Here is a 21,702-nt window from a genome sequence, read left to right as displayed (position 1 = left end):
ATGCTCCTCGGTCGGCTGACAGTTCGTGCGTCAGGGTGTGATCCGGAACACTAGGAGCGGCCATGTTGCATTACGGTTGCAAGTAACTGGTCAAATGCCCAGCTTCTGGTCGAGAACTCCCAACTGCGCCTTGACCTGCGTGTACATCGGCGATTGCCGGTCCAGCACGGCCAGGTAGGCGGTCCACGCCGCCACATCCTCGCGGCCGTCCACCGACCCGGTCCAGCGGGCGAGCAGGCGGCGATCACCGGACCGCAGCAGGGCCGCGCGCAGCCGCTCCCGCAACTCGACCCGCAACTCGTCGATGCCGGGAGCCAGCGAGCGCGGCAGGATCGGTCCGGGATAGGCGCGCAGCGCCGCCGCCGTCTCACCCCGGGCGAGTGCGGCGCGCACCTCGTCCACATCGGTGGTGAGGTCGATGAGCAGCCGATACGGCCGCGAGCCGAGGCCGCCCCCACCCAGCAGTTTGCGCACCCGCGACAGCTCCGCGCGCACCGTCACCGGATCGAGTTCGGCCTCGTCGAGCAGGATGGCCAGATGGTCGGCGCTGAGCCCCTCCGGATTCTCGGCCAACAGCAGCAGGATCTCGGCGTGGCGCTGGCTCAGGCGGACGCGCTCGCCGCCGCGGGTCAGCGTCGGGCGGTGAGGACCCAGCACCTCGAGCCGTGCGGCCGTGGCTGCCAAGGGTTTCCGCGATTCCAGCAACAGCAGCCGCAGTTCGGATTCGGCCGCCGCCACCGTGGCCCGCACCAGCGACAGCACCTCGGGCGCGGCCACCCGGGGCCCGCCGGTGATATCGATGGCCCCGATGATCGCGCCGCTGAGCGGATCGTGCACCGGGGCGGCCGAACAGCTCCACTCGTGCACCGCGCGATTGAAATGCTCCGCCCCGAAGATCTGCACATGATGGTCGAGGGCGAGTGCGGTCCCCGGGGCGTTGGTGCCCACCCGGTCCTCGCTCCAATCCGCGCCCTCCACGAAATTCATGGCCAGCGCGCGATCCTTGACCCGGGAATCGCCCTCCACCCACAGCAGCCGCCCCTGGGCGTCGCTGACGGCCACCAGCAGACCGGATTCGGCGGCGTCCTCCACCAACAGTTTTCGCACCACGGGCTGGATGAGCGCGGTCGGATGATCGGCCCGGTACTGCCGCAGCTCGGACCCGTGCAGGTCCACCACATCGCCGAAGCCGTCCGGATCGACACCGCTGCTGCGGCTGCGCCGCCAGGAATCCAGCACCACCGAGCGCACGGACTCGCCCTCGGGACGGATCACCGGCAGCGATTCGGCTCCCGCCAGGAACGAACTGTGCGCCGACGACATCCGTCGCGCCAACTGTCCGAGATCATCCCCCGGCCGGAACGCGACCCATGGATTCGCCTGCGCTGCTCTGTTCAATCGGTGTCCTTCGTGCTCTCCCACAAGCACTGTAACACCGGTCACACCCTGGTCAGGGCGGCATCGGCACCGACCCCGGGATCGGGTGGGCGAGGGTCTGCGCCCACCGCGCCACCGGTCGCGTCCCGGCATCCCGGACAGTGCCCGCCCGGTGACTCCACCCGGTGAGCGCGGCTCGTCCGGGCTCGCCGCCGCCCGGGTCCGTACCCTGGCGGTGTGGTAACCGCACCGGAATCGACGCCGCCCACGCCGACTCGCTGGCGCGCCTGGCGCGCGGGCGTGGCGCGACGTCCTACGCTGAACCTCGCCTACCGGATCGTGGTGGGCGTGCTGGGTGTCGTGGTCCTGGCGGTGGGGATCCTGGCGATCCCGTACCCGGGTCCGGGCTGGCTGATCGTCTTCGCGGGGCTGGGTATCCTCGCCACCGAATTCGCTTGGGCGCAGCGGGCTCTGCTCTGGACGCGTCGGCGATATCAGTGGGCCATGGGGTGGTACGCCGCCCGCGGGCCGCTGCTGCGCGGACTGGCCGCGATCGCCACGGTGGCGCTGGTGCTGGCGACGCTGTGGCTGCTCGGCACCTTCGGGATGCTCGGCGGCGTGATCGGAGTCGAATGGGAATTCTTGAACAGTCCGCTGTTCCGGTGAACGCGGCCATAGTCCCCGGTGGGGAACTGCTGCGCCGGGAGTGGTTGGCCGAGCGCATCGGCGACATGGGGATCTCCTGGGGCACCGCGGATTCCCGGGTGGCCGGGACGCTGTGGTGGTGTATGGCGGCCTCGTCGCTGGTCACACCCATCGTCGCCGCCTACGCCGACGGCCGCCCGGCCATGAGTCCGGCGCTGGACCGGATCGCCTGCGAGATCCGCCCCGACGGCGGCGTGGAGCGGGTGCTGTCCATCCCGACGGTGAGCGAGGACCAAACCGCGACCGGGGTTGGTGACCGCCGGAGCGCCACGGCGTTCCCCGACTCCCACCCCGCGCCCGGCAACGCTTCGCCCGATGCCGCGGGCCTCGACACCACGGGCCTCGACACCACGGGCCTCGACATCGCCGATCTCGGCACTGCCGATCTCGGCACTGCCGATCTCGGCACTGTGGGCATCGAGACCGCCGACCTCGACACCACGGCGGCCGGTGGCACGGCACGCGATGGCGCGCCCGCAGAGCCGTGGTCCGCCACGTCCACCGGCCCGGCCCTGCGCAACACCCTCTCGCGGCTGATTCCGCTGGTCGCCGAGGTCTCGGGCGCGAGTCCGGCCGCGCTGTGGGCGATCGTCGCCGACGCCATCGGCAATCGCGCCCTGGACATCGGCGCGCACGAGGCCGGAGCCCGGCTGGCGCGCGAGGTCGCCGGACGGCTGCCGGTGCCGCGCTTCACCGATATCGGCTCGCGCACCTTCGTCCGCCGCATCTCCTGCTGCCTGGTCTTCGAGGTGCCCGGCTGCGAGATGTGCACGAGTTGCCCGAAACGCCCTGCGGCCCAACGGGAAGCGCTGCTGTCGGAGCTGGCCGCACGCGGCTGAGATACCGACTCCGGCGGACGGGACGCCCAGGTGAGTCGCTCGCTGCCACTCCGGCGCACCCACTAGCTGACTACACCGCCATATCGCGGCCCGGCTTGCTGTATGCGGGACATGTTCAGGCATGCACCCGAGGTCGCACCGCTCTGGAGGTCGCGGCGCTGTGGACGACGCCGGGTTCGGAAGGCGCAGCGCTCGGGAGATGGGAGCAGGGCTTACCGGTGCCGCCGTGCTCGCGGTCGAAACAGCACGGATCACGCGCCCGGCCGGGTCCATCGGCGCGGGGCCGGGGTCGTCCCGATAGCATGGTCGCGCCGGAGGAAGTGTCTCGTGCGGGCGCACGGACGCGTCCGGTCGTGGTTGCCGGGGAATCCGTCCCGGGCGACCGAACACCGCGGGGGGTACCCCGCACCGTACGGCGGGCAAACCACCCGCCTCGACAATGCCAAGGAGTGCGCAGCCGTGACCACCTCAGCCCCGAAGAACCCAGCGGCCCTCGTCCGGGTGCCCGCGGGGACTACCGCGGGCGCGGCGGTGCGGGAGGCGGAACTGCCGGGCAAGGGACCCAACGCCGTCATCGTCGTCCGCGACCCGGAGGGCAACCTCAAGGATCTGTCCTGGATTCCGGACACCGACGTCGAGGTGGAGGCGGTCACCGCCGACACCGAGGACGGCCGCAGCGTGATCCGGCATTCGGCCGCGCACGTGCTGGCCCAGGCGGTGCAGCAGGAGTTCCCCGAGGCCAAGCTGGGCATCGGTCCGCCCATCAAGGACGGCTTCTACTACGACTTCCAGGTGGACCGCCCCTTCACCCCGGAGGATCTGGCCAAGCTGGAATCCCGGATGAAGAAGATCATCAAAGGCGCGCAGCGGTTTTCGCGCCGGGTGGTCGAGGTGGAGGACGCCCGCGTCGAACTGGCCAAGGAGCCGTTCAAGCTGGAACTCATCTCCGACAAGTCCGGAATCGACGATCCGGAGGTCATGGAGGTCGGCGGCAAGGAGCTGACCATCTACGACAACCTGGACCCGCGCTCGGGGGAGAAGGTGTGGGGCGACCTGTGCCGCGGCCCGCACATCCCCACCACCAAATACATTCCGGCCTTCAAGCTGACCCGCAGCTCCGCCGCCTACTGGCGCGGTGACCAGAGCCGCGAGGACCTGCAGCGCATCTACGGCACCGCCTGGGAGTCCAGCGAGGCCCAGGACGAGTACCTGCGCCTGCTGGCGGAGGCCGAGAAACGCGACCACCGCAAGCTGGGCCTGGAACTGGACCTGTTCTCCTTCCCGGACGAGCTGGGCTCGGGCCTGCCGGTGTTCCACCCCAAGGGCGGCATCATCCGCAAGGAGCTCGAGGACTACTCGCGTCGCCGCCACATCGCGGCGGGTTACGAGTTCGTCAACACCCCGCACATCACCAAGGGTCATCTGTTCGAGGTCTCCGGCCACCTGGACTGGTACCGCGACGGCATGTTCCCGGCCATGCACCTGGACGCCGAACTCGACGAGGACGGCACCGTCCGCAAGCCCGGCCAGGACTACTACGTCAAGCCGATGAACTGCCCGATGCACAACCTGATCTTCCGGTCGCGCGGCCGGTCGTACCGGGAACTGCCGCTGCGCATGTTCGAGTTCGGCTCGGTGTACCGCTACGAGAAGTCCGGTGTCATCCACGGCCTGACCCGGGTTCGCGGCATGACCCAGGACGACGCGCACATCTACTGCACCAAGGAGCAGATGCACGCGGAGCTGACCACCACGCTCCAGTTCGTGCTGTCGCTGCTGCGCGACTACGGCCTCGACGACTTCTACCTGGAGCTGTCCACCAAGGACCCCAAGAAGTTCGTCGGCTCCGACGAGCTGTGGGAGGAGGCCACCGAAACCCTGCGCAAGGTGGCCACCGACTCCGGCCTGGACCTGGTGCCGGATCCGGGCGGCGCGGCCTTCTACGGCCCCAAGATCTCCGTGCAGGCCAAGGACGCGCTCGGGCGCACCTGGCAGATGTCCACCATCCAGCTGGACTTCAACCTGCCCGAACGCTTCGAACTGGAGTACACCGGCCGCGACGGGGCCAAGCATCGCCCGGTCATGATCCACCGCGCGCTGTTCGGCTCCATCGAGCGCTTCTTCGGCGTGCTCACCGAGCATTACGCGGGCGCGTTCCCGGCCTGGCTGTCGCCGGTGCAGGTGGTGGGAATCCCGGTCGCGGAGAACTTCGCCGAACACCTCGACGGGGTGGTCGAGGAACTGGCGGCGCAGGGCATTCGCGCCGAGGTCGACCGCGGCGACGACCGCATGCAGAAGAAGATCTTCAACCACACCGCGCAGAAGGTGCCGTTCATGCTGCTCGCGGGTGCGCGGGATGTGGAGGCGGGCGCGGTGAGCTTCCGCTTCCGCGACGGCACCCAGGTGAACGGCGTGCCGGTCGCCGACGCGATCGCCACCATCGTGGACTGGGTCCAGCGCCGCGAGAACACCTCTCCGACCGCGGAGGGGTTCGAAATCCGCGAGGGTGAGCAATGAGCGAACGTACGGCGTCCGACGGTCTCATGGATGAGGCTGCCGGACAGCAGGATTCAGCACCACGCGAGGTGATCATGGATACCGGCGCGGGCGATCCGGACCGCCTGCAGCGGCTGTGGACCCCGTACCGGATGTCCTACATCACCGGTGCGGCCGCCGAGCGTGCGGAGCGGGAAGCCGACGCGCCCAAGAAGTCCGGGCACCCCTTCACCGATATCCCGGAGATGTCGGACGAGGACGGTCTGGTCATCGCCCGCGGGCAGTGGGTGTACGCGGTGCTGAACCTCTACCCGTACAACCCCGGCCACATGATGGTGGTGCCGTACCGCCGGGTGGCGAATCTGGAGGACCTGACGCCCGAGGAGAGCCTCGAGCTGATGTCGTTCACCCAGCAGGCGATTCGCACCATGAAGAAGGTGTCGCGGCCCGAGGGTTTCAACGTGGGCCTGAATCTCGGTGGCGTGGCGGGTGGTTCGCTCGCCGACCACCTGCATCAGCACATCGTGCCGCGCTGGAGCGGCGACGCGAACTTCATCACCGTCGTCGGCGGAGTCAAGGTCATGCCGCAGCTGTTGCGGGAGACCCGCGCACTGCTGGCGGAGGCATGGAAGGCGGCATAGCGTGCTGAGCTTCTTCGGTCGCGATACGTTCGCCAAGGCGACCGCCCCGCTGGGCAAGGCGCTGGTGAGCACCGGACTCACGCCGGACGCGATGACGCTCATCGGCACCACCGCGTCGATCGCGGCCGCGGTCACCCTGTTCCCCACCGGACATCTGTTCTGGGGAACCATGGTGATCTGGCTGTTCGTCATGTTCGACATGCTCGACGGCGCGATGGCACGCGCCCGCGGCGGCGGCACGAAATACGGTGCGGTACTGGACGCCACCTGTGACCGGGTGGCGGACGGTGCCATCTTCGGCGGCCTGGCGTGGTGGGCGGTCTACCACGAGAACAGCAGGCACCTGTTCGCCGCCACCCTGGTGGTGCTGGTGACCTCCCAGGTCATCTCGTACGCCAAGGCGCGCGCCGAGGCCAGTGGCCTATCCGCCGACGGCGGTCTCATCGAGCGGCCGGATCGTCTGGTCATCGTGCTGGTCGGGGCCGGATTCACCGGTATCGGCGGGCATTACGGCATCGAATGGCTGAGTTACGCGGTGTACGCGGCCATGTACGCGCTGGCGGTGCTGAGCATCGTCACCGTCTTCCAGCGGGTGCTGGCGGTGCGCAATTCACCCGGTGCGCGCGACGTCATCGCGCTCGCTGCCAAGTCCCCGGAGGAACCACAGCGGTGACGGCCTCCGATTTCACCTCCGCGCTCAGCGACAAGGCGTACGCGGCGGGGTGGCGACTGGTGCGCGCCCTGCCCGAGCGCACGGTGCGCCGCGCGTTCGACGCGGGAGCCGACGCGGCGGCGCGGCGAGCCAACCGGGCCGCGCGTGCCGGACAGCCGAATCAGTTGCGGCGCAACCTGGCTCGCGTGCTGGGCGTACCGCCGGAGCAGGTGCCGGATCAGCTCATCCACAAGAGCATGCGCTCCTACGCCCGCTATTGGCGCGAGGCGTTCCGGCTGCCGTCCATGGATCACGCGGCGCTGGGGTCACGCCTGTCGGTGCAGCAGGTCGAGAACCTGGAGGTCGCGCTCGCCCGGGGCAAGGGCGTGATCCTGGTGCTGCCGCATTCCGGGAACTGGGATATGGCGGGGGTGTGGCTGGTGCAGAACAACGGCCGCTTCGCCACCGTCGCCGAACGCCTGAAGCCGGAATCGCTGTTCGAGCGGTTCGTCGCCTACCGGGAGAGCCTCGGCTTCGAGGTCTTCCCGCTCACCGGCGGTGAACAGCCGCCCTTCCCGCAACTCGCGCAGCGGCTGCGCGCGGGCGGCGTCATCTGCCTGATGGGGGAGCGCGACCTCACCGGTAAGGGGGTGCCGGTCACGTTCTTCGGGGAGCGCACCTGGATGCCCGCGGGCGCGGCCAAACTCGCGGTCGAAACCGGGGCGGCGCTGATCCCGGTGCACTGCTGGTTCACCGAGGACGCGGCGGGCAATGAGGGGTGGGGCTTCAAGACCGAACCGGCCCTCGACGTTTCGGGCGGCGTGGCGGCGGCAACCCAGGCATTGGCGGACCGCTTCGCGGCCAATATCGCCGCCCATCCCGCCGATTGGCACATGCTGCAACCGCTGTGGGAGAGCGATCTGTCGGAGGCCCGACTGGACCGTATCGCGGCGGCGCAGCGTGAACTCGGCTACACCCGAGACGAGACGCCGACGGCGAGCGCCCCGACGGCCGCGGATATCGGCGCGCGTGGTGTCGGCGTCGCGGATGTCGACGCCACCGAACACAAGGGGGAAGGCGCGCTATGAGAATCGGCATGGTCTGCCCGTACTCGTTCGACGTTCCCGGTGGAGTGCAGGCGCATGTCGTGGAACTGGCGCAGGTGCTCATCGAACGCGGGCACAAGGTGAGCGTGCTCGCGCCCGCCGCCGACGACACCCCGCTGCCCGATTTCGTGGTGTCGGCTGGCCGCGCGGTCGCCATCCCCTACAACGGGTCGGTGGCGCGACTGTCCTTCGGGCCCACCGCGTACACCCGCATCCGGCGCTGGATCGCCGAGAACGACTTCGACGTACTGCACATCCACGAGCCCAACGCGCCGAGCCTGTCCATGCTGGCACTCAAGATCGCCGAGGGGCCGATCGTCGCCACCTTCCACACCTCGACCACGAAATCGTTGGTGCTCAGCACTTTTCAGGGCGTGCTGCGGCCGTATCACGAGAAGATCAGCGGTCGTATCGCGGTGAGCGAGCTGGCGCGGCGCTGGCAGGTGGAGGCGCTCGGCGGCGATGCGGTGGAGATCCCCAATGGCGTCGACGTGCCCGCCTTCGCGCACGCGCCGCTGCTGGACGGTTATCCGCGCCCGGGCGGCACCGTGCTGTTCCTGGGCCGCTACGACGAACCGCGTAAGGGGATGGAGGTGCTGCTGGGCGCGCTGCCCGAGCTGGTGCGCCGCCACCCCGACGTGCAGGTGCTGATCGTCGGGCGCGGTGACGAGGAGCGGCTGCGGCGCGAGGCCGGGCGCAACGCCGGTCATCTGCGCTTCCTCGGGCAGGTCAGCGATGCGGAGAAGGCGTCGGCCATGCGCAGCGCCGATGTGTACTGCGCGCCGAATCTCGGCGGCGAGAGCTTCGGCATCGTGCTGGTGGAGGCCATGGCCGCCGGGACCGCCGTGGTGGCCAGCGAACTGGACGCCTTCCGCCGGGTGCTGCGTGACGGCACCGCCGGAATGCTGGTGCCCGTCGGCGATTCGGACCGCCTGGCCACCGCCCTGGACACCATGCTCACCGACACCCGGCGCCGCGAGGAATACATCCGCACCGCCAATCAGGTTGTCGGCGAATACGATTGGCCGGTGGTGGCCGAACAGATCCTGCGCGTCTACGAGACCGTCACCGTCGGCGACACCCGGGTCAGGACCGCCGGATGATCACCTTCTCCGCGACAACCATCCTGGTTCTCGCGCTGGTGACGGCGCTGATCCTGGCCGTCGGCGTGTGGGCCTACACCACCGCCAACCGGCTCGACCGGCTGCACGTGCGCGGCGACCAGGCCCGGCACGCCCTCGATGCCGCCCTGGCGCGGCGTGCCGTGGTGGCGCGGTCGGTGGCCACCACCATCGGCCGCCCGGAGGCCGATACCGAGGTCGTAGACCAGGCCCGCCGCCTCGCCTCCCTGGCCGACCGTGCCGAACGGGCCAACTGGCGCGACCGGGAAACCGTCGAGAACCAGCTGGCGGCAGCGCTGTCCGCCGTCGACATCACGAATCTGCCGCCGCAGCTGGTGGCCGAGCTCGCCGACGCCGAGGCCCGGGTGCTCATCGCGCGCCGCTTCCACAACGACGCCGTCCGCGACACCCTGGCGCTGCGCACCCGCCGCCTGGTCCGGCTGCTGCATCTCGGCGGCACCGCGCCGCTGCCCACCTACTTCGAGATCGCCGAACGGGTGACCCCCGCCGCCTCGACCGGTCTGGACGTCGACACGGTGCGCACCTCGGCCCGCGTGGTGCTGTTCGACGAACAGGATCGGGTGCTGCTGTTACGCGGCAACGACCCCAAGGCCCCCGATATCCCGTTCTGGTTCACCATCGGCGGCGGCGTCGACCCCGGCGAATCCCTGCGCGCGGCCGCGGTGCGCGAACTCTACGAGGAAACCGGCTACACCGCCGACTCCTCCCAGCTGCGTGGCCCGCTCTGGCGGCGCGTGGCGGTTTTCCCGTTCAACGGCGAGCTCATCCGCTCCGAGGAGCTGTTCTTCGTCCTGCGCGTGCGCAACTTCACCCCCGAACCGGCGAACCTGACCTTCGTCGAGCGCCGCTGCATCTCCGGCAACAAATGGTGCACCCCCGCCGACATCGTCGACCTGGACCGCATGGGCGAAACCGTCTACCCCTACCACCTGGACCAACTCCTCCCCGAAGCCCTCGCGGCCGCATCCACCGACACCGACCCCGAGGTCCGCTCCATCCGCTGACCGCCGAGGGGGAACTGGTGGCGGGAGCCACTCGGGCGATGCCGCCACCAGTTCCCCCTCGCGGTTTCAGCCGAAGTGGTTGCTGCGGACGGGGCCGGGGGAGTCGACGGCGAAGCGGGGGCCGGTGAGCCAGGCGGGGTGGGTGGTGGTGACGAAGGCCGTCAGGGCGGTGTCCGGATCGGCGGGCGTGTCGCCGTCGCCGGGGTCGGGGGTGCCGTCGGCGGCGACGATGTCGGCGGCGATCTCCGCTTCCGGGCGGTCGTCGGCGGGTACGTCGTCGCGGACGCCGTCGGGGGTGAAGCGCAACTGTGACTCCCACGGCGGCACCACGCGCTGGCCCAGCAGCCCGGTGATATCCGCGCTGAGCGGGGGCGGGGAGGTCCAGCAGGAGGCGTGTTCGACGAGGATGCGGCCGTCGGCGCGGTCCCGCAGCGTCGGCTCCAGTTCGCCGTCCAGCTCCCGGAGGTCGTAGGCGACGACCAGGGTGTCGGTGGCGTCCGGGGTGTAGGGCCGCGTCGGGAGGCCGAGCAGTTCGGCCGCCGCCAAGCCCAGAATGCGGTCGCCGCGGCCGGGAAGCAGTGCGACCGCGCGCGGTCGGCGTTCGGCCGCCGCGAGCACCAGCGCCACCCGATCGAGGGTCTGCCGACACTGGCCGTGGCTGTCCTGCGTATACGCCCACCGGCCGGTCATCCCGGCGGCGAAACCGAACGGCGACATGGTCGCCAGGTAGCCGCCGGTGATGACGAAATGCCAGCCGCGCAGGTCCTGCCCGTCCAGCGGACCGGCCGTCGCCGCGATCTCCGCGCGCCGCAGCATATTTCGCAGCCGATCGTAGGCGGGCCACCAGTCCCGGTCCTCGGGTGCGGGCAGACGCGCGAACTGCTCGCGCGCCAGCGGCAGATCGCCGGCCAGCACGGCATTGAACACCAGCAGATAGCGGTGCGGCCACGCGCTGAGCACCGCATCGTGTGCGGCGAGCAGCGCCGCCGCCTCACCGTGGCGGTATTCCCGCTCGAAAGCATCGGAGAGCCCTGCGATGGCGAGCTGGCCGGGTGCGTAGCGCAGGGCGGCCCGCAGCGCCGGAATCGCCAGGAACGCGATACCCCGCTCGGTGCAACCGATTCCGAAGTGGAACAGCGCCACCGGATCCTCCGGCGCCGCGGCCGCCGCACGGGCCACCTCGGTCAGGTCGTCGAAACCGATGGCGGCCGCGGCCTGCGCCACCACCTCGGCGAGTTCGGGCAGGGGAGCGGTCTCGGCCGCCGGACGCAATGCGCGCACGGCACCGGGCACATCGCCCGCGGCCAACAGGCCGCGAGCCTCCTCGAGAGGTTGTGTCATGGTGAACCATCCTGGGGGAAGGGGAGTACGGGGACGATGGGCTCAGACGTGGCAGTCCACATTGACGAGCCAGGTGTCCGGTGGGAGAGCGGCGAGGACCGAGCGGTAGGTGGCACGCCACGCGGCGTCGCCGACGTCACGGGAAACACTGGCCAACCAACCCATTTCCCCGCGTTCGTGCCAGACACCGTCGAGATCGAGGAGTGCGAAGCCGGGTTCGAGGGATTCGGGAGCGATGACCTTCAGCCGAGCCATATCGGTGCGTACGGGTTCGACGCCGTTCCAGTTGTCGGTGTGCATCTCCGCGCCGAGCACCTCGGCCCACGCTTCCACCCGGACGACCCAGTAGCCGGACCAGCGACCGCCGATCACCCACCAGTCCCATTTGCCCTCGGGATTCCAGGTGCTGTACACCTCGCCCCCTGGGCCGATGTTTTCGGCGGCGTAGTGTCTCGTCTCGTAGGCGTAGACCTGTTCGTCGCTCCACGACAACCTGGCGGGAAAGCCGCCATCACCGTCGGTTCCGGCCAGGTACCGCAGATGCGCGCTGTTGTGCGCGTTGCGCGCCTCGTAGGCCGGCGTATCCGCCAGGTAGGTGGCGTAGCGAGTGTCGCGGAATTGCTCGATATCCCCGCGCCCCTTCGCGATCAGCTCCTGCCTCGTGTACTCGAGATAGCGCGGCACGTCGCGGTTCTCGTCGAAACGTGCGAGGGCGCTGTCCAACGCGGGTTCCACGGCATCGCGGGTGAGATGGCCGGGCAGGCAGACGGTCAGTACGAAGTGCGACATGGGAGATCCTGGGGGAGAAGCGGACAGCGCACGGTACCGCGCCCGGAATACCGTGTTCCACGGATTTTTTTGGGTGCTCGTCCGGTAGCCGGGACGGTGACGCTATTGCGGGCACCGGTGGGTAATCGGGCGATTAGGGTGGCCCCGGTCACGAGAGAGCCGCGAGAGACGAGACGATATGAAGCTGATGTACGCCCTGTGGGGTAGCGGGCTGGACGAGCGGTTGCACCGGGTGGAACTCCGGCGGCGGCTGGCGGATATCGGAGCCACCGAGCTTCAGATCAACACGCGTGACGCCCATGTGGCGGCAGCGCAGGTGCGGCACAGCACGTACGCCGAACCCATTGCGGCGATCGTCACGGTGCGCACCGAGGGTGGGCACGAATCCGTCACCGCCGCACTGCGTTCCGTGGCCGACGAGGTGAACGGGTGGATCGTGGACGAGCGGGTGCCCATCGTCGCGCCGGCGACCGGTGACGGGGTGCGGGCCGAGGCGCTGGCCAATGTCGCCCTGCTGCGCATTCCCGCCGACCTCACCCGGGAGGAGTGGTTGCGGCACTGGCACGGTACGCACACCACGGTCGCCATCGAAACGCAGGCCACGTTCGGGTATGTCCAGAACACCGTCGTCGAGCCGATCACCGACGGTAAACGGGTCGACGCGCTGGTCGAGGAACTGTTTCCGATGGCGGCCATGACCGACCCGCACGCCTTCTACGGCACCGGCGGCGACGAGGCCGAGTTGCAGCGCCGCATAACCCGCATGATGGAGAGCGTGGTGGCCTTCGGGGCGCATCTGGATCTCGATGTGGTGCCCACCAGCCGCTACGTGTACGCGCTGAGCCCGGTACCGGGAGCGGCTGTGCCGGGCGGCGATCTCCACTAGGGTCGGACGCGGCGCGCCGTGACGGATGCGGCGCGCTCGTTGGAGGTGAATGGTTTCGTGTCTTATCTGCTCTACGACTTCCTGTTGCCCTATATGGGCCCGTCGGCGGCCGAATACTGGGCGACGCTACTCGTCATCGGACCCATCGCGGGGTAGCGCCGCGGGGTAACGCCGCAGATCCCGCGGTATTTTCCGCGCGGACACGCCGATAGCGAATACCGGCATTTCGGATAACTAGTGGTTTGCTCTCCGGAATGCGATATGTCGCGAAATTCATCGTGGCCGCGCTGGCGGCCGGTGCGATGACGATCGGCAGCGCAGCGACGGCGAAGGCGGAGTGCACGGCGCACTGCGCGGAGGACGCCGCGCCCGTGGCCGGTGGCCTGGTGCCGAATCTGCTGGGTCTGGGCCTGAGCGCGGGCGCGGCCCTGTACGGGCTCACGCCCAAGGCCATCGCCCTGATCATCGTTCCGGCGCACGAGTTTCCGGCCTTCGACAACATCATCACCCGCGAAAGCGGTTGGGATATCTTCGCGCTCAACCCGACCAGCGGCGCCTACGGTCTGCCGCAGGCGCTTCCGGCGCACAAGATGGCCAGCCACGGGCCGGACTGGATGTTCAACCCGGTCACCCAGATCCGGTGGGCCTACGACTATATGAACGCGCGCTACGGCAGCCCCACCGCCGCCTGGGCGTTCTGGCAGGCCAACGGCTGGTACTGAGCGCAATGGTCCGGCCGTCAACATCGTCGCAGCGCCTGGTCCGGGGCCGCACCTATGCTGCCACCGACCCGTCAGCTACCCATCGCACGGCTACCCCAGCGGTCCGCGGCCGAGCAGCACGTTGCCGCTGAACCGCAGCTGCTTGGCGCGCGGCAGCGGGTGGAACAGGCAGCCGTGGATATCCCGGTACCACATTTCGAGCGGGCTGGTGCGTGAATAGCCCACGCCGCCAACGGTTTCGATGGCCAGCCGCACCGTCGCGACGAGATTGTCGGCGGCCACCGTCTTGCGGCTGAGCGTACGGGCCGCGTGCTCGTCGGTATTGGCGAAGGCCAGATCGTCGGCGGCGGTGAACATGGCGTCGATGAGATCGGCGGCCGTGGTGTGGGCATTCGCCATCTCGCCCACCAGCGCCACGGTGTGCTCCTCGGCGCGTCGCGCCATCAGTCCGGTCGCGAATTCCACCGCCCGGTCCGCGATGCCGAGATAGGCCGACAGCACCAGCGGCATGGCCGCTCCGGCGACCATGTTCAGAATCGGCGGCCACACGCCCGCCGGGCGCACCAGCGAGATCGCCGCATCCGGGACGAAGACTTCCTCGAAAACGATGGTGTGCGAGCCGCTGGCGCGCAAACCCATAGTGTCCCAGGTCTTCTCGATCCGCACCCCGGGCGCGGACAGCGGGATGGCGCAGTGCAGCACCTGCGGCCCCTCGGGTGCGTCGTCCCAGCGGACGCTGGTCACCGCGATGGTGCCCACCTCGCATCCGCTGGCGGGCAGCTTGTGGGCGCTCACCCGGTAGCCGCCGTCCACCCGCCGGGCACGGCCATTGGATTCCACCCAGTCCGACGCGCCGGTGCTGACCAGGATCGCCCCGGCCGCCACCTTCTCGAAGACGGCGGCGGCGTCCATGCCGTGCTTGTGCCGCCACACCTGGGCGGCCACCAGGTGGGTATGCATGGCGAAGGCCACGGCGGTGGACGGATCGTGGCGGCCCAACTCGCGCAGGACCGCGCCCAGATCGCGGTGGGTGGCCCCGCCACCGCCGAATTCGACGGGGACGAGCGCCCGGGACAGGCCGGAGGAACGGAGCAGATCGACCGCGTCGGTGGCGATCTCGCCGCTGCGGTCACGGTCGGCGACACCGTCGCGCAGGGCGGTGCCGACGCCGGTCGCCGCGGCGACCCAGGTGGCGGTGGAGGTGGGGAGGTGCACGTCGGTAGAGGTCATGTTTCGAAAGTTAGGGACGCCCGCGATAACCGGATAGTCCAGAAAGTGGACTCCCCGATCGCACCCCCGGCGAGGTCTCCATGCGCGCACCCGGCGAAGGCTCACCCAGTGAAAGCTACGGCCAGTACTGTCCGATTTCCCGTGCCCTGGATGTGCTCGGCGAACGCTGGTCGCTGCTCATCCTGCGCGATCTGCTCACCGGCACCACCCGGTTCAACGATCTCGCCCGCGGGCTGCCCGGCCTGTCGCGCAGTCTGCTCGCCAAACGGCTGCGGCAGTTCGAACGCTCCGGACTGGTCGTGAAGTCCGAACAGCACTACCGGCTCACCGCCGCCGGGCGGGACCTCGAACCCATCCTGTTCGGGCTCGGCCACTGGGGTGCGCGCTGGACCTTCGGTGAGCCGCAGCCGGAGGAACTCGATGCCGATCTGCTGGTGTGGTGGATGCACACCCGCCTGGACACCTCGTCGTTCCCGGGCAGGCGTCAGGTGCTCGGCGTGCGGTTCACCGATGATCCGCGCCGCTACTGGATCGTGGTGGAGGCGGGCGTGCCGTCGGTGTGCGTGACCGATCCGGGTTTCGCGGTGGATGTGACCATCACCTCGGACGTGAGTTCGCTGTACCAGGTGTGGCTGCGTCGCCTGCCCATCGACCATGCCATCCGCACCGGTCGCCTGGAATTCACCGGTCCGCGCATGCTGACCCGCCGGATGCCGTCGGTGCTGCGGTTGACCCCGCTGCCGCCCGTAGCGGCGGGATAGCCGGTAAACGTGATCTGCGCTACTGGGCTGGCGGGTAGGCGGTCCAGTCGTACTCAACTGGCTATCTAGTGGCCTGGGGGAGGGGCCTAGAATCGGGGTGTTCGATTCCGAGCGAGATCCGATAGGCCCAGATGACACAGGAGTTTGCCGTGACCACGTCCGACACCACCACCATCGGCACCGCCCGCGTGAAGCGCGGCATGGCCGAGATGCTGAAGGGCGGTGTGATCATGGATGTCGTCACGCCGGAGCAGGCCAAGATCGCCGAGGACGCGGGCGCCGTCGCCGTCATGGCGCTCGAGCGCGTGCCCGCCGATATCCGCGCCCAGGGCGGTGTCTCCCGCATGAGCGATCCGGACATGATCGACGGCATCATCAACGCCGTTTCCATCCCGGTCATGGCCAAGGCCCGGATCGGCCACTTCGTGGAGGCCCAGATCCTGCAGTCTCTCGGCGTCGACTACATCGACGAGTCCGAGGTGCTGACCCCGGCGGACTACTCCAACCACATCGACAAGTTCGCCTTCACCGTGCCGTTCGTCTGCGGTGCGACCAACCTGGGCGAGGCGCTGCGCCGAATCACCGAGGGCGCGGCCATGATTCGCTCCAAGGGTGAGGCCGGCACCGGTGACGTCTCCAACGCCACCACCCACATGCGCAAGATCCGCGACGAGATCCGCCGCCTGACCTCGCTGCCCGAGGACGAGCTGTACGTGGCCGCCAAGGAGCTCCAGGCCCCCTACGAGCTGGTGCGCGAGGTGGCCCAGACCGGCAAGCTGCCGGTGGTGCTGTTCACCGCCGGTGGTATCGCCACCCCGGCCGACGCCGCCATGATGATGCAGCTCGGGGCCGAGGGCGTCTTCGTCGGTTCCGGCATCTTCAAGTCCGGCAATCCGGAGCAGCGCGCCGCCGCCATCGTCAAGGCCACCACCTTCTACGACGATCCGGACGTGCTCGCCAAGGTGTCGCGTGGCCTGGGTGAGGCCATGGTCGGCATCAACGTGGAGGAGATCCCGCAGCCGCACCGCCTCGCCGAGCGCGGCTGGTAAGCCACCGGCGGTAGCGGGCCGTGCGCTGACGTCAAGGCCGGGAGACAGGAATCCGTCGTCCCGGCTCGACCCGGCCGCGCGTCCGCTACCAGCGCGCATACCCTCCAGCAAACGCGGCAACATTTCGCGGATTGTGCTGCGGCAAATTTACGACCTGCTGATTCCTCGCTAGCCTTCGAGCCAGTCACCGGTGAACTGTCGACATGAAGCATCCTGGCAAGGAGTCCGCATGCTGGAGATCGATCAATTCACCTATGGCTGGCTGACGCCGGTCCTCGCCTACGTCATGTCGGTCACCGGCTCGTTGCTGGCGCTGCGCTGCATGGTGCGGGCCCGCGCGCGGGGTGGGCACGGCGGGTGGGTGGCCATCGGGGCCGTCGCCCTCGGCGGCACCGGCATCTGGGTCATGCACTTCATCGCCATGCTCGGATTCTCGGTGCGGGACACCACCATTCGCTACGACGTACCGGTCACGCTGTTCAGTGCCGCCGTCGCCATGGGGGTGGTGTGGGTCGGACTGTCCATCGTGGTGCATCAGCACGCCGAGGCGTTCGCCCTGATCACCGGCGGCGCGATCACCGGGCTCGGGGTGGGGGCCATGCACTATTCGGGCATGTACGCCATGAAGACCGACGCGGTGGTGCGCTACGACCCCTGGATCGTCCTGCTGTCCCTGGTGATCGCCATTGTCGCCGCCACCGCCGCACTGTGGTTCACCCTGCACGTGCGCGGGTTCGGGTCCACGGTCGCCGCGGCCCTCATCATGGGGGTGGCGGTATCCGGAATGCACTACACCGGAATGTTCTCCATGAGCGCGCATGTCGCCGAGCACGTGCACCCGCCGTCGGGCGCGCAGGCGGGCCAACTGCTCGCACCGCTCATCGTGGCCGTCAGCATGGTGACCATGCTGACCCTGCTCCAGGTGGGTATCACTGAGATCTACGAACCCGACCTGAGCCGGATCCGCGGGCAGCGCGCGAGTCGGTTCTGGCCCAGCCGAGACGGAGGGGACGCGGTGGCCGATCCCGCCGACGACTTCCCCACCCAGTCGCTGCGGTCACGGCACCGCCGCTATTGAGTTCTCCGTTGTCGAGTCCTACGAACTACTGGACGAACTGCTCGACGAACTGCTTGGTGAACTGCTCGGTGAGCTGCTCGGTGAGCTGCTCGACGAACTCGACGATGTGGCCCCGGACCCCGGCTCGGCGGGGGAGAAGTGGAAGTACATGTTGAGCGCGGCGTCGAGCTCGATGGCGGAGATTCCCGTGATGCCCAGCTCCCGAGCCCAGTCGATGACCAGAAACGCGGGGGCCGTGCCGTTCATGGTGCCGAGCAGGGCGTAGTACTTCGCCGTACCGGCCGCGTAGACGGCCGCGGGCAGGGCGCCGTCCCCGGCGGGGTCGTGGAGGTAACGCAGGTAGTCGTAGACGGGCTGCGTCGTAAGCGCGTACGCCTGCTGTCTGCGCACGTAGCGCAGCGGCGGCAGGGGGTGTGTGGTGGAGGCGCGGTAGTACTGGAAGTAGTAGATGTCGGAGTTGCGCAACGGCTCCCGCGCCGAGCACCGCTGATTCTGCCAGGACAGAATGCGTCCCGCGCTGGGCTGCGGCGTGTTCTCGTAATAGGACGTGCTGTCGGTCGCCGCCCGCCACGTGGTGCGCAACGCCCAGCCGAGCTTGGTGTACGTATCGCTGTGGCCGACCCGCTGGGTGCGATAGGCGGTATCGAAGACGGCGAGTTTGTCGTCCTTGATTCGCTCCTGCTGGGTGGTGTCCGGCGTGGAGAGTGCGTCCGCGGCGGCCCGCATCAGCTTCTCCCGCTTCATCCCCGCCGTTCGGCACTCCTCGTAGGCCGCCGCCCAGGATTTCGAGTGCGTTGTCGCGGCCGCGGCGAAGGCGGATACCGCGTCGTCCGCGTCGAGCGGCGGTGCCTCCGGCACATCGAGACGATCCGTGGCGAGATGGTCTTCGGCGGAGGTCATGCCACTCACCGTCCTTCATGAGTCGTGCGCATGCCGAGCGCCCACCCGTGCTGTCCAGTGTGCGCCGGAACCGCCGCACGAACCGCCGGGTCTGGTGAGGTTGGCACCGGAAGTCAGCCGCGCCGGTCTGCTTCGACCCGGGGCTCGGCCAGCGCGCGCAGTGCCGCCGCGGTGGCATCGTCGAGGGGGTAGAACAACTCGACGGCCAGTTCGGCGAGTGTCACGTCGGCGGGCGCGCCGAAGGTGACCATGGTGCTGAACAGGCGCAGTTCGCCGTGCGGGGTGCGAATGCGCAGCGGTACCGAGAACGGGCTCGAAGGCAGTGCGGCGCTGTCGGATTCGTCCTCGGGCTGCATCGGGTAGGCGGACACCTCGTCGTAGAGGTCGCGCAGTACCGGGTCGCCCGTCGCGCGGACCTGCCGCAGCAGCCGGTCCAGCAGGTACTCCCGGACCTGTGCGTAGTTCACCATGTAGACGGTGGACGGGTCGCCGGGATACAGGGCGAGTCGGTACACGTTCAATGGCTCGGTGGCCAGGTGGGCGGGGATCTCGTCCTCGAACAGGCCCATGGTGCGATTGGTGGCGACCACATTCCAATAGCGGTCCACCGCGACGGCCGGATATGGCTCGTGGGTGGTCAGCACGGCCGACAGGGCCGCCCGCGCGGCGGCCATATCCGCGTCCCCGAGATCGCGCTCCCGGTACTCAGGAGCGAAACCGCCTGCCAACAGCACCGTATTGCGTTCGCGCAGCGGTACATCCAGTGCCTCGCACAGGATGAGCACCATGGCCCGACTGGGGCGTGCCCGGCCGGTCTCGATACAGGACAGATGCCGCGCGGAGGAGCCCGCGGCGAGCGCCAGGTCCAGCTGGCTCAGTCGTCGTCGCTGCCGCCACTCCCGCAGCAGCGTGCCGACCGGGGAGTGCTGCGCGGGACGGGTCACGCGACCAGGCTAACCGGGCGCGGATGCGGTCCGCGATGACCTGTGAGGTCATTGAGCGCATGACCCGACCGCTGGCAGCGTGACGGGCATGACGACACCCACCGACGCAACACCCGCCGACACCGTGGCCGCACGCGCCGCCGTGCTCGACCTCCTGCACGCCCAGATGGACGCCTGGGCAGCCGGGGACGGCACCGCCTTCGCGGCGACGTTCACCGACGACGCCGTGTTCATCTCCGTGCTCGGCGAATACATCTGCGGCCGTGCCGAACTCGCGGCCGTCATGCAGCAGGGATTCGACGGTTTCATGCGTGGCACCCGCATGTCGGAGCCCACCACGCTCACCATCGACTTCCCCGTCCCCGACCTCGCCGTCATGGTCACCATCACCCCGCGCCCGTCCCCACCCGGCGTGCACGCCGCCGAAGAGTCGATCCAGACCCGAATCGCGGTGCGCGCACACGGTGCGTGGCGGTTCACGAACTTCCACAACACGCACCGGCAGGCGCAGGCGGTATAAGACATCGCCTCCCAACGGATTTCAAAGCGAGAAAGGCTGTCGCACATGGTGATGACGACACGCGCCGAGACAGATCACGGACCCAGGTTCCTGCGGGGCGCGCTGTATGTGGACGGGTGGAGTACGGGTGTTTTCGGTGCACTCCTGCTGGCTACCGCGCCGATACTGCGGAAACCGTTGGGACTGCCGGTCAGCTGGTCGATTCCCTTCGGCGTGGTCATGCTGGTCGGCGCGGCGGCACTGCTGCTGCTGGCCGGGCGCGCCGAGGTGCCCGTGCGCGCCGTGCGCGCGGTGGTGACGGTCAATGCGCTGTCGGCGATAGGCATGGTCGGTCTCACCGGCACCGCTCTGCTCCCGCTTACGGAGTGGGGACGTGTGTTCCTGTACAGCGGAGCTCTCTTCGTGGCGGTGTTCGCCGGACTCGAGTACGTCGGCCTGCGTTGGATGCGGCGGTGACGGCGATCTCGCCCGGTCAGCGCTCGAGCGCGGTCGCGAGATCGCCGACCGCGCCGAGGAATACCGCGGGTCGCTCGAAATGAACATTGTGGCCCGAGTCGACCTCGACCAGTGTCGCGGCGGGTAGGTGGCTCAGCGTCCTGGCGACATCCTTGTCGTCCATGGCCGCCATGAGCACACCGTGCTTGTCGTAGTAGGACTTGCGGTGGCGGAACCAGTAATTGGTGTGGATCAGCACGGCCGGTGCGGTGATCGCGGACAGGCTCGTATCGGTGTCGAATCCGCGGTACCAGGAGTTGTCGTACCAGGCCGCGCCGAATACCGGATCGTAGTCGGCGATTCCACGGAAGTAGATGTTCAGGACCGGGGGCAGGAAGAAGACCTCCAGGGGCCGGCCGGGACGGGTGCGGAGGTAGTGGACGCAATACCGGGTGATCGGTCCGGCGAGCGGACCGAAGAACGAGAATATGCGACTGTGCTCGACGTAGTAGCGGGTGAAGTCGCGCTCGCTGTCCTGGGCCAGGAATTCGCGGGTCACCCGGGCCATATCGCCGCCGGTGGTCAGTGCCGCCCGGGGCATGATCGACGAGTAGTACGGCGGGTCCTCCAGCACCACGCCGCGCACCAGGTCCGGCCGCTCGGCGGCCAGCCAGGTGGTGAGCAGTCCCCCGGAGGAATGGCCCGAGACGAGCGCGGGTGCGCCGATGATCTCCTCGATGAACCGGGCTATCCGGGCGCCGACACCGGCATTGGTGTACTCGTCGGCGGGCAGTCGCGCCGAACCGCCGTGACCGGGGACATCGATGACGTACACATGGTGGTGCTCGGCGAGTTCCGGCAGCACCCGCTGGTAGTCCTGCCAGCGGGAGCCCTGTCCGTGGATCAGCAGTAGTGGTCGCCCGGCGGCGGGGCCCTCGGCGTAGTTGATTCGGTATCCGTCGATCTCGGCCTGTTTCTCGAGGAATCCCGCATCCCGGACCCGAGTCATCCCGCGCCGGTAGTAGCCCAGGGCCGCATCCGCATTCGACCGTTTCCGCTGCCATCGCACGGCAGTGACTGTATCC

The 21,702-nt window shown here is 69.0% G+C and carries 22 protein-coding genes; 15 read left to right on the top strand and 7 right to left on the bottom strand.

Annotated elements, in window-relative coordinates; genetic code table 11:
* Positions 1–90 precede the first annotated feature (90 nt).
* Entirely contained in the window at positions 91–1,323 is a 1,233-nt protein-coding gene (locus FOH10_RS18060; protein ID WP_244962096.1) for a transcriptional regulator, read from the bottom strand.
* A 291-nt stretch (positions 1,324–1,614) separates the two neighbouring features.
* Here FOH10_RS18060 and FOH10_RS18055 point away from each other — a divergent pair, with 291 nt between their 5' ends.
* The 8 genes from FOH10_RS18055 (at position 1,615) to FOH10_RS18020 (ending at position 9,962) form a co-directional block, all read left to right on the top strand.
* Positions 1,615–2,043, top strand: a complete 429-nt coding sequence (locus tag FOH10_RS18055; RefSeq protein ID WP_143981621.1) for a TIGR02611 family protein — start codon at positions 1,615–1,617, stop codon at positions 2,041–2,043.
* A complete protein-coding gene (locus tag FOH10_RS18050) occupies positions 2,010–2,921 on the top strand; it encodes a (2Fe-2S)-binding protein (RefSeq protein ID WP_244961261.1) in 912 nt (303 codons plus the stop codon). Before FOH10_RS18055 ends, FOH10_RS18050 begins: the two co-directional genes overlap by 34 nt.
* A gap of 459 nt (positions 2,922–3,380) precedes the next feature.
* Positions 3,381–5,438 (top strand): threonine--tRNA ligase, encoded by a 2,058-nt coding sequence (thrS, locus tag FOH10_RS18045; RefSeq protein ID WP_143981620.1) that lies wholly within the window; start codon positions 3,381–3,383, stop codon positions 5,436–5,438.
* A gap of 26 nt (positions 5,439–5,464) precedes the next feature.
* Complete coding sequence (locus FOH10_RS18040; protein WP_029924231.1) at positions 5,465–6,058, top strand: ATP adenylyltransferase; 594 nt, start codon at positions 5,465–5,467, stop codon at positions 6,056–6,058.
* 1 nt (position 6,059) lies between these two features.
* On the top strand, positions 6,060–6,731 hold the full coding sequence (gene pgsA / locus FOH10_RS18035) for a phosphatidylinositol phosphate synthase (protein WP_143981619.1): 672 nt from the start codon (positions 6,060–6,062) through the stop codon (positions 6,729–6,731).
* The gene (locus FOH10_RS18030; protein ID WP_143981618.1) at positions 6,728–7,798 is read left to right on the top strand and encodes a phosphatidylinositol mannoside acyltransferase; all 1,071 of its coding nucleotides are present in this window, start codon (positions 6,728–6,730) and stop codon (positions 7,796–7,798) included. Before pgsA ends, FOH10_RS18030 begins: the two co-directional genes overlap by 4 nt.
* Positions 7,795–8,919, top strand: coding sequence for a glycosyltransferase family 4 protein (locus tag FOH10_RS18025; RefSeq protein ID WP_143981617.1), 1,125 nt, complete (start codon positions 7,795–7,797; stop codon positions 8,917–8,919). The genes FOH10_RS18030 and FOH10_RS18025 overlap by 4 nt, the downstream gene beginning before the upstream one ends.
* The gene (locus FOH10_RS18020) at positions 8,919–9,962 is read left to right on the top strand and encodes an NUDIX hydrolase (RefSeq protein ID WP_143984171.1); all 1,044 of its coding nucleotides are present in this window, start codon (positions 8,919–8,921) and stop codon (positions 9,960–9,962) included. Before FOH10_RS18025 ends, FOH10_RS18020 begins: the two co-directional genes overlap by 1 nt.
* Before the next feature lie 66 nt (positions 9,963–10,028).
* Here FOH10_RS18020 and FOH10_RS18015 read toward each other — a convergent pair whose 3' ends face one another.
* Together FOH10_RS18015 and FOH10_RS18010 are read right to left on the bottom strand one after the other, a co-directional pair.
* Positions 10,029–11,303: a hypothetical protein gene (locus tag FOH10_RS18015; protein ID WP_143981616.1), complete on the bottom strand. Its 1,275-nt coding sequence runs from the start codon at positions 11,301–11,303 to the stop codon at positions 10,029–10,031.
* Between the two features lie 42 nt (positions 11,304–11,345).
* A complete protein-coding gene (locus FOH10_RS18010; RefSeq protein ID WP_143981615.1) occupies positions 11,346–12,092 on the bottom strand; it encodes a hypothetical protein in 747 nt (248 codons plus the stop codon).
* Between the two features lie 178 nt (positions 12,093–12,270).
* Between FOH10_RS18010 and FOH10_RS18005 the strand changes: the two genes are divergently transcribed.
* Both FOH10_RS18005 and FOH10_RS18000 read left to right on the top strand, forming a co-directional pair.
* The gene (locus tag FOH10_RS18005; protein WP_143981614.1) at positions 12,271–12,978 is read left to right on the top strand and encodes an EthD domain-containing protein; all 708 of its coding nucleotides are present in this window, start codon (positions 12,271–12,273) and stop codon (positions 12,976–12,978) included.
* Between the two features lie 254 nt (positions 12,979–13,232).
* Positions 13,233–13,700 (top strand): aggregation-promoting factor C-terminal-like domain-containing protein, encoded by a 468-nt coding sequence (locus FOH10_RS18000; protein WP_221937838.1) that lies wholly within the window; start codon positions 13,233–13,235, stop codon positions 13,698–13,700.
* 90 nt (positions 13,701–13,790) lie between these two features.
* Here FOH10_RS18000 and FOH10_RS17995 read toward each other — a convergent pair whose 3' ends face one another.
* A complete protein-coding gene (locus FOH10_RS17995) occupies positions 13,791–14,930 on the bottom strand; it encodes an acyl-CoA dehydrogenase family protein (RefSeq protein WP_143981613.1) in 1,140 nt (379 codons plus the stop codon).
* A gap of 80 nt (positions 14,931–15,010) precedes the next feature.
* Here FOH10_RS17995 and FOH10_RS17990 point away from each other — a divergent pair, with 80 nt between their 5' ends.
* The 3 genes from FOH10_RS17990 to FOH10_RS17980 all read left to right on the top strand — a co-directional run bounded on the left by FOH10_RS17990 (position 15,011) and on the right by FOH10_RS17980 (position 17,818).
* Positions 15,011–15,691, top strand: a complete 681-nt coding sequence (locus tag FOH10_RS17990) for a winged helix-turn-helix transcriptional regulator (RefSeq protein ID WP_143981612.1) — start codon at positions 15,011–15,013, stop codon at positions 15,689–15,691.
* Between the two features lie 131 nt (positions 15,692–15,822).
* Positions 15,823–16,740, top strand: coding sequence for a pyridoxal 5'-phosphate synthase lyase subunit PdxS (gene pdxS, locus FOH10_RS17985; protein WP_029924241.1), 918 nt, complete (start codon positions 15,823–15,825; stop codon positions 16,738–16,740).
* Positions 16,741–16,969: 229 nt separating this feature from the next.
* On the top strand, positions 16,970–17,818 hold the full coding sequence (locus tag FOH10_RS17980) for an MHYT domain-containing protein (RefSeq protein WP_143981611.1): 849 nt from the start codon (positions 16,970–16,972) through the stop codon (positions 17,816–17,818).
* 18 nt (positions 17,819–17,836) lie between these two features.
* On the opposite strand, the gene FOH10_RS17975 is transcribed toward FOH10_RS17980, so the two are convergent.
* On the bottom strand, positions 17,837–18,718 hold the full coding sequence (locus tag FOH10_RS17975; protein WP_143981610.1) for a hypothetical protein: 882 nt from the start codon (positions 18,716–18,718) through the stop codon (positions 17,837–17,839).
* A 113-nt stretch (positions 18,719–18,831) separates the two neighbouring features.
* A complete protein-coding gene (locus FOH10_RS17970; RefSeq protein WP_143981609.1) occupies positions 18,832–19,662 on the bottom strand; it encodes a helix-turn-helix domain-containing protein in 831 nt (276 codons plus the stop codon).
* A gap of 88 nt (positions 19,663–19,750) precedes the next feature.
* Between FOH10_RS17970 and FOH10_RS17965 the strand changes: the two genes are divergently transcribed.
* Positions 19,751–20,182 carry an SgcJ/EcaC family oxidoreductase gene (locus FOH10_RS17965; RefSeq protein WP_143981608.1) on the top strand — a complete coding sequence of 144 codons (432 nt, stop codon included), beginning with the start codon at positions 19,751–19,753 and terminating at the stop codon, positions 20,180–20,182.
* A 45-nt stretch (positions 20,183–20,227) separates the two neighbouring features.
* Complete coding sequence (locus FOH10_RS17960; protein WP_228814280.1) at positions 20,228–20,638, top strand: hypothetical protein; 411 nt, start codon at positions 20,228–20,230, stop codon at positions 20,636–20,638.
* A 16-nt stretch (positions 20,639–20,654) separates the two neighbouring features.
* On the opposite strand, the gene FOH10_RS17955 is transcribed toward FOH10_RS17960, so the two are convergent.
* Positions 20,655–21,686 carry an alpha/beta fold hydrolase gene (locus tag FOH10_RS17955; protein ID WP_143981607.1) on the bottom strand — a complete coding sequence of 344 codons (1,032 nt, stop codon included), beginning with the start codon at positions 21,684–21,686 and terminating at the stop codon, positions 20,655–20,657.
* Positions 21,687–21,702 lie beyond the last annotated feature (16 nt).

The organism is Nocardia otitidiscaviarum, from assembly GCF_007362295.1.
GTDB classification, from domain to species: Bacteria; Actinomycetota; Actinomycetes; order Mycobacteriales; family Mycobacteriaceae; genus Nocardia; species Nocardia otitidiscaviarum.
This window is presented reverse-complemented; position numbering and strand designations above follow the sequence as displayed.

Excerpts from the sequence above, each read along its gene's own strand:
- FOH10_RS18010 (WP_143981615.1), bottom strand. The coding sequence starts at position 12,092 with ATGTCGCACTTCGTACTGACCGTCTGCCTGCCCGGCCATCTCACCCGC.
- FOH10_RS17980 (WP_143981611.1), top strand. The coding sequence starts at position 16,970 with ATGCTGGAGATCGATCAATTCACCTATGGCTGGCTGACGCCGGTCCTC.
- FOH10_RS18025 (WP_143981617.1), top strand. The coding sequence starts at position 7,795 with ATGAGAATCGGCATGGTCTGCCCGTACTCGTTCGACGTTCCCGGTGGA.
- FOH10_RS17975 (WP_143981610.1), bottom strand. The coding sequence starts at position 18,718 with ATGACCTCCGCCGAAGACCATCTCGCCACGGATCGTCTCGATGTGCCG.
- FOH10_RS17995 (WP_143981613.1), bottom strand. The coding sequence starts at position 14,930 with ATGACCTCTACCGACGTGCACCTCCCCACCTCCACCGCCACCTGGGTC.
- FOH10_RS18050 (WP_244961261.1), top strand. The coding sequence starts at position 2,010 with ATGGGAATTCTTGAACAGTCCGCTGTTCCGGTGAACGCGGCCATAGTC.
- FOH10_RS18060 (WP_244962096.1), bottom strand. The coding sequence starts at position 1,323 with ATGTCGTCGGCGCACAGTTCGTTCCTGGCGGGAGCCGAATCGCTGCCG.
- FOH10_RS18015 (WP_143981616.1), bottom strand. The coding sequence starts at position 11,303 with ATGACACAACCTCTCGAGGAGGCTCGCGGCCTGTTGGCCGCGGGCGAT.
- pdxS (WP_029924241.1), top strand. The coding sequence starts at position 15,823 with ATGACACAGGAGTTTGCCGTGACCACGTCCGACACCACCACCATCGGC.
- FOH10_RS18040 (WP_029924231.1), top strand. The coding sequence starts at position 5,465 with ATGGATGAGGCTGCCGGACAGCAGGATTCAGCACCACGCGAGGTGATC.
- FOH10_RS18005 (WP_143981614.1), top strand. The coding sequence starts at position 12,271 with ATGAAGCTGATGTACGCCCTGTGGGGTAGCGGGCTGGACGAGCGGTTG.
- FOH10_RS17965 (WP_143981608.1), top strand. The coding sequence starts at position 19,751 with ATGACGACACCCACCGACGCAACACCCGCCGACACCGTGGCCGCACGC.
- FOH10_RS17960 (WP_228814280.1), top strand. The coding sequence starts at position 20,228 with ATGGTGATGACGACACGCGCCGAGACAGATCACGGACCCAGGTTCCTG.
- FOH10_RS17990 (WP_143981612.1), top strand. The coding sequence starts at position 15,011 with ATGCGCGCACCCGGCGAAGGCTCACCCAGTGAAAGCTACGGCCAGTAC.
- FOH10_RS18000 (WP_221937838.1), top strand. The coding sequence starts at position 13,233 with ATGCGATATGTCGCGAAATTCATCGTGGCCGCGCTGGCGGCCGGTGCG.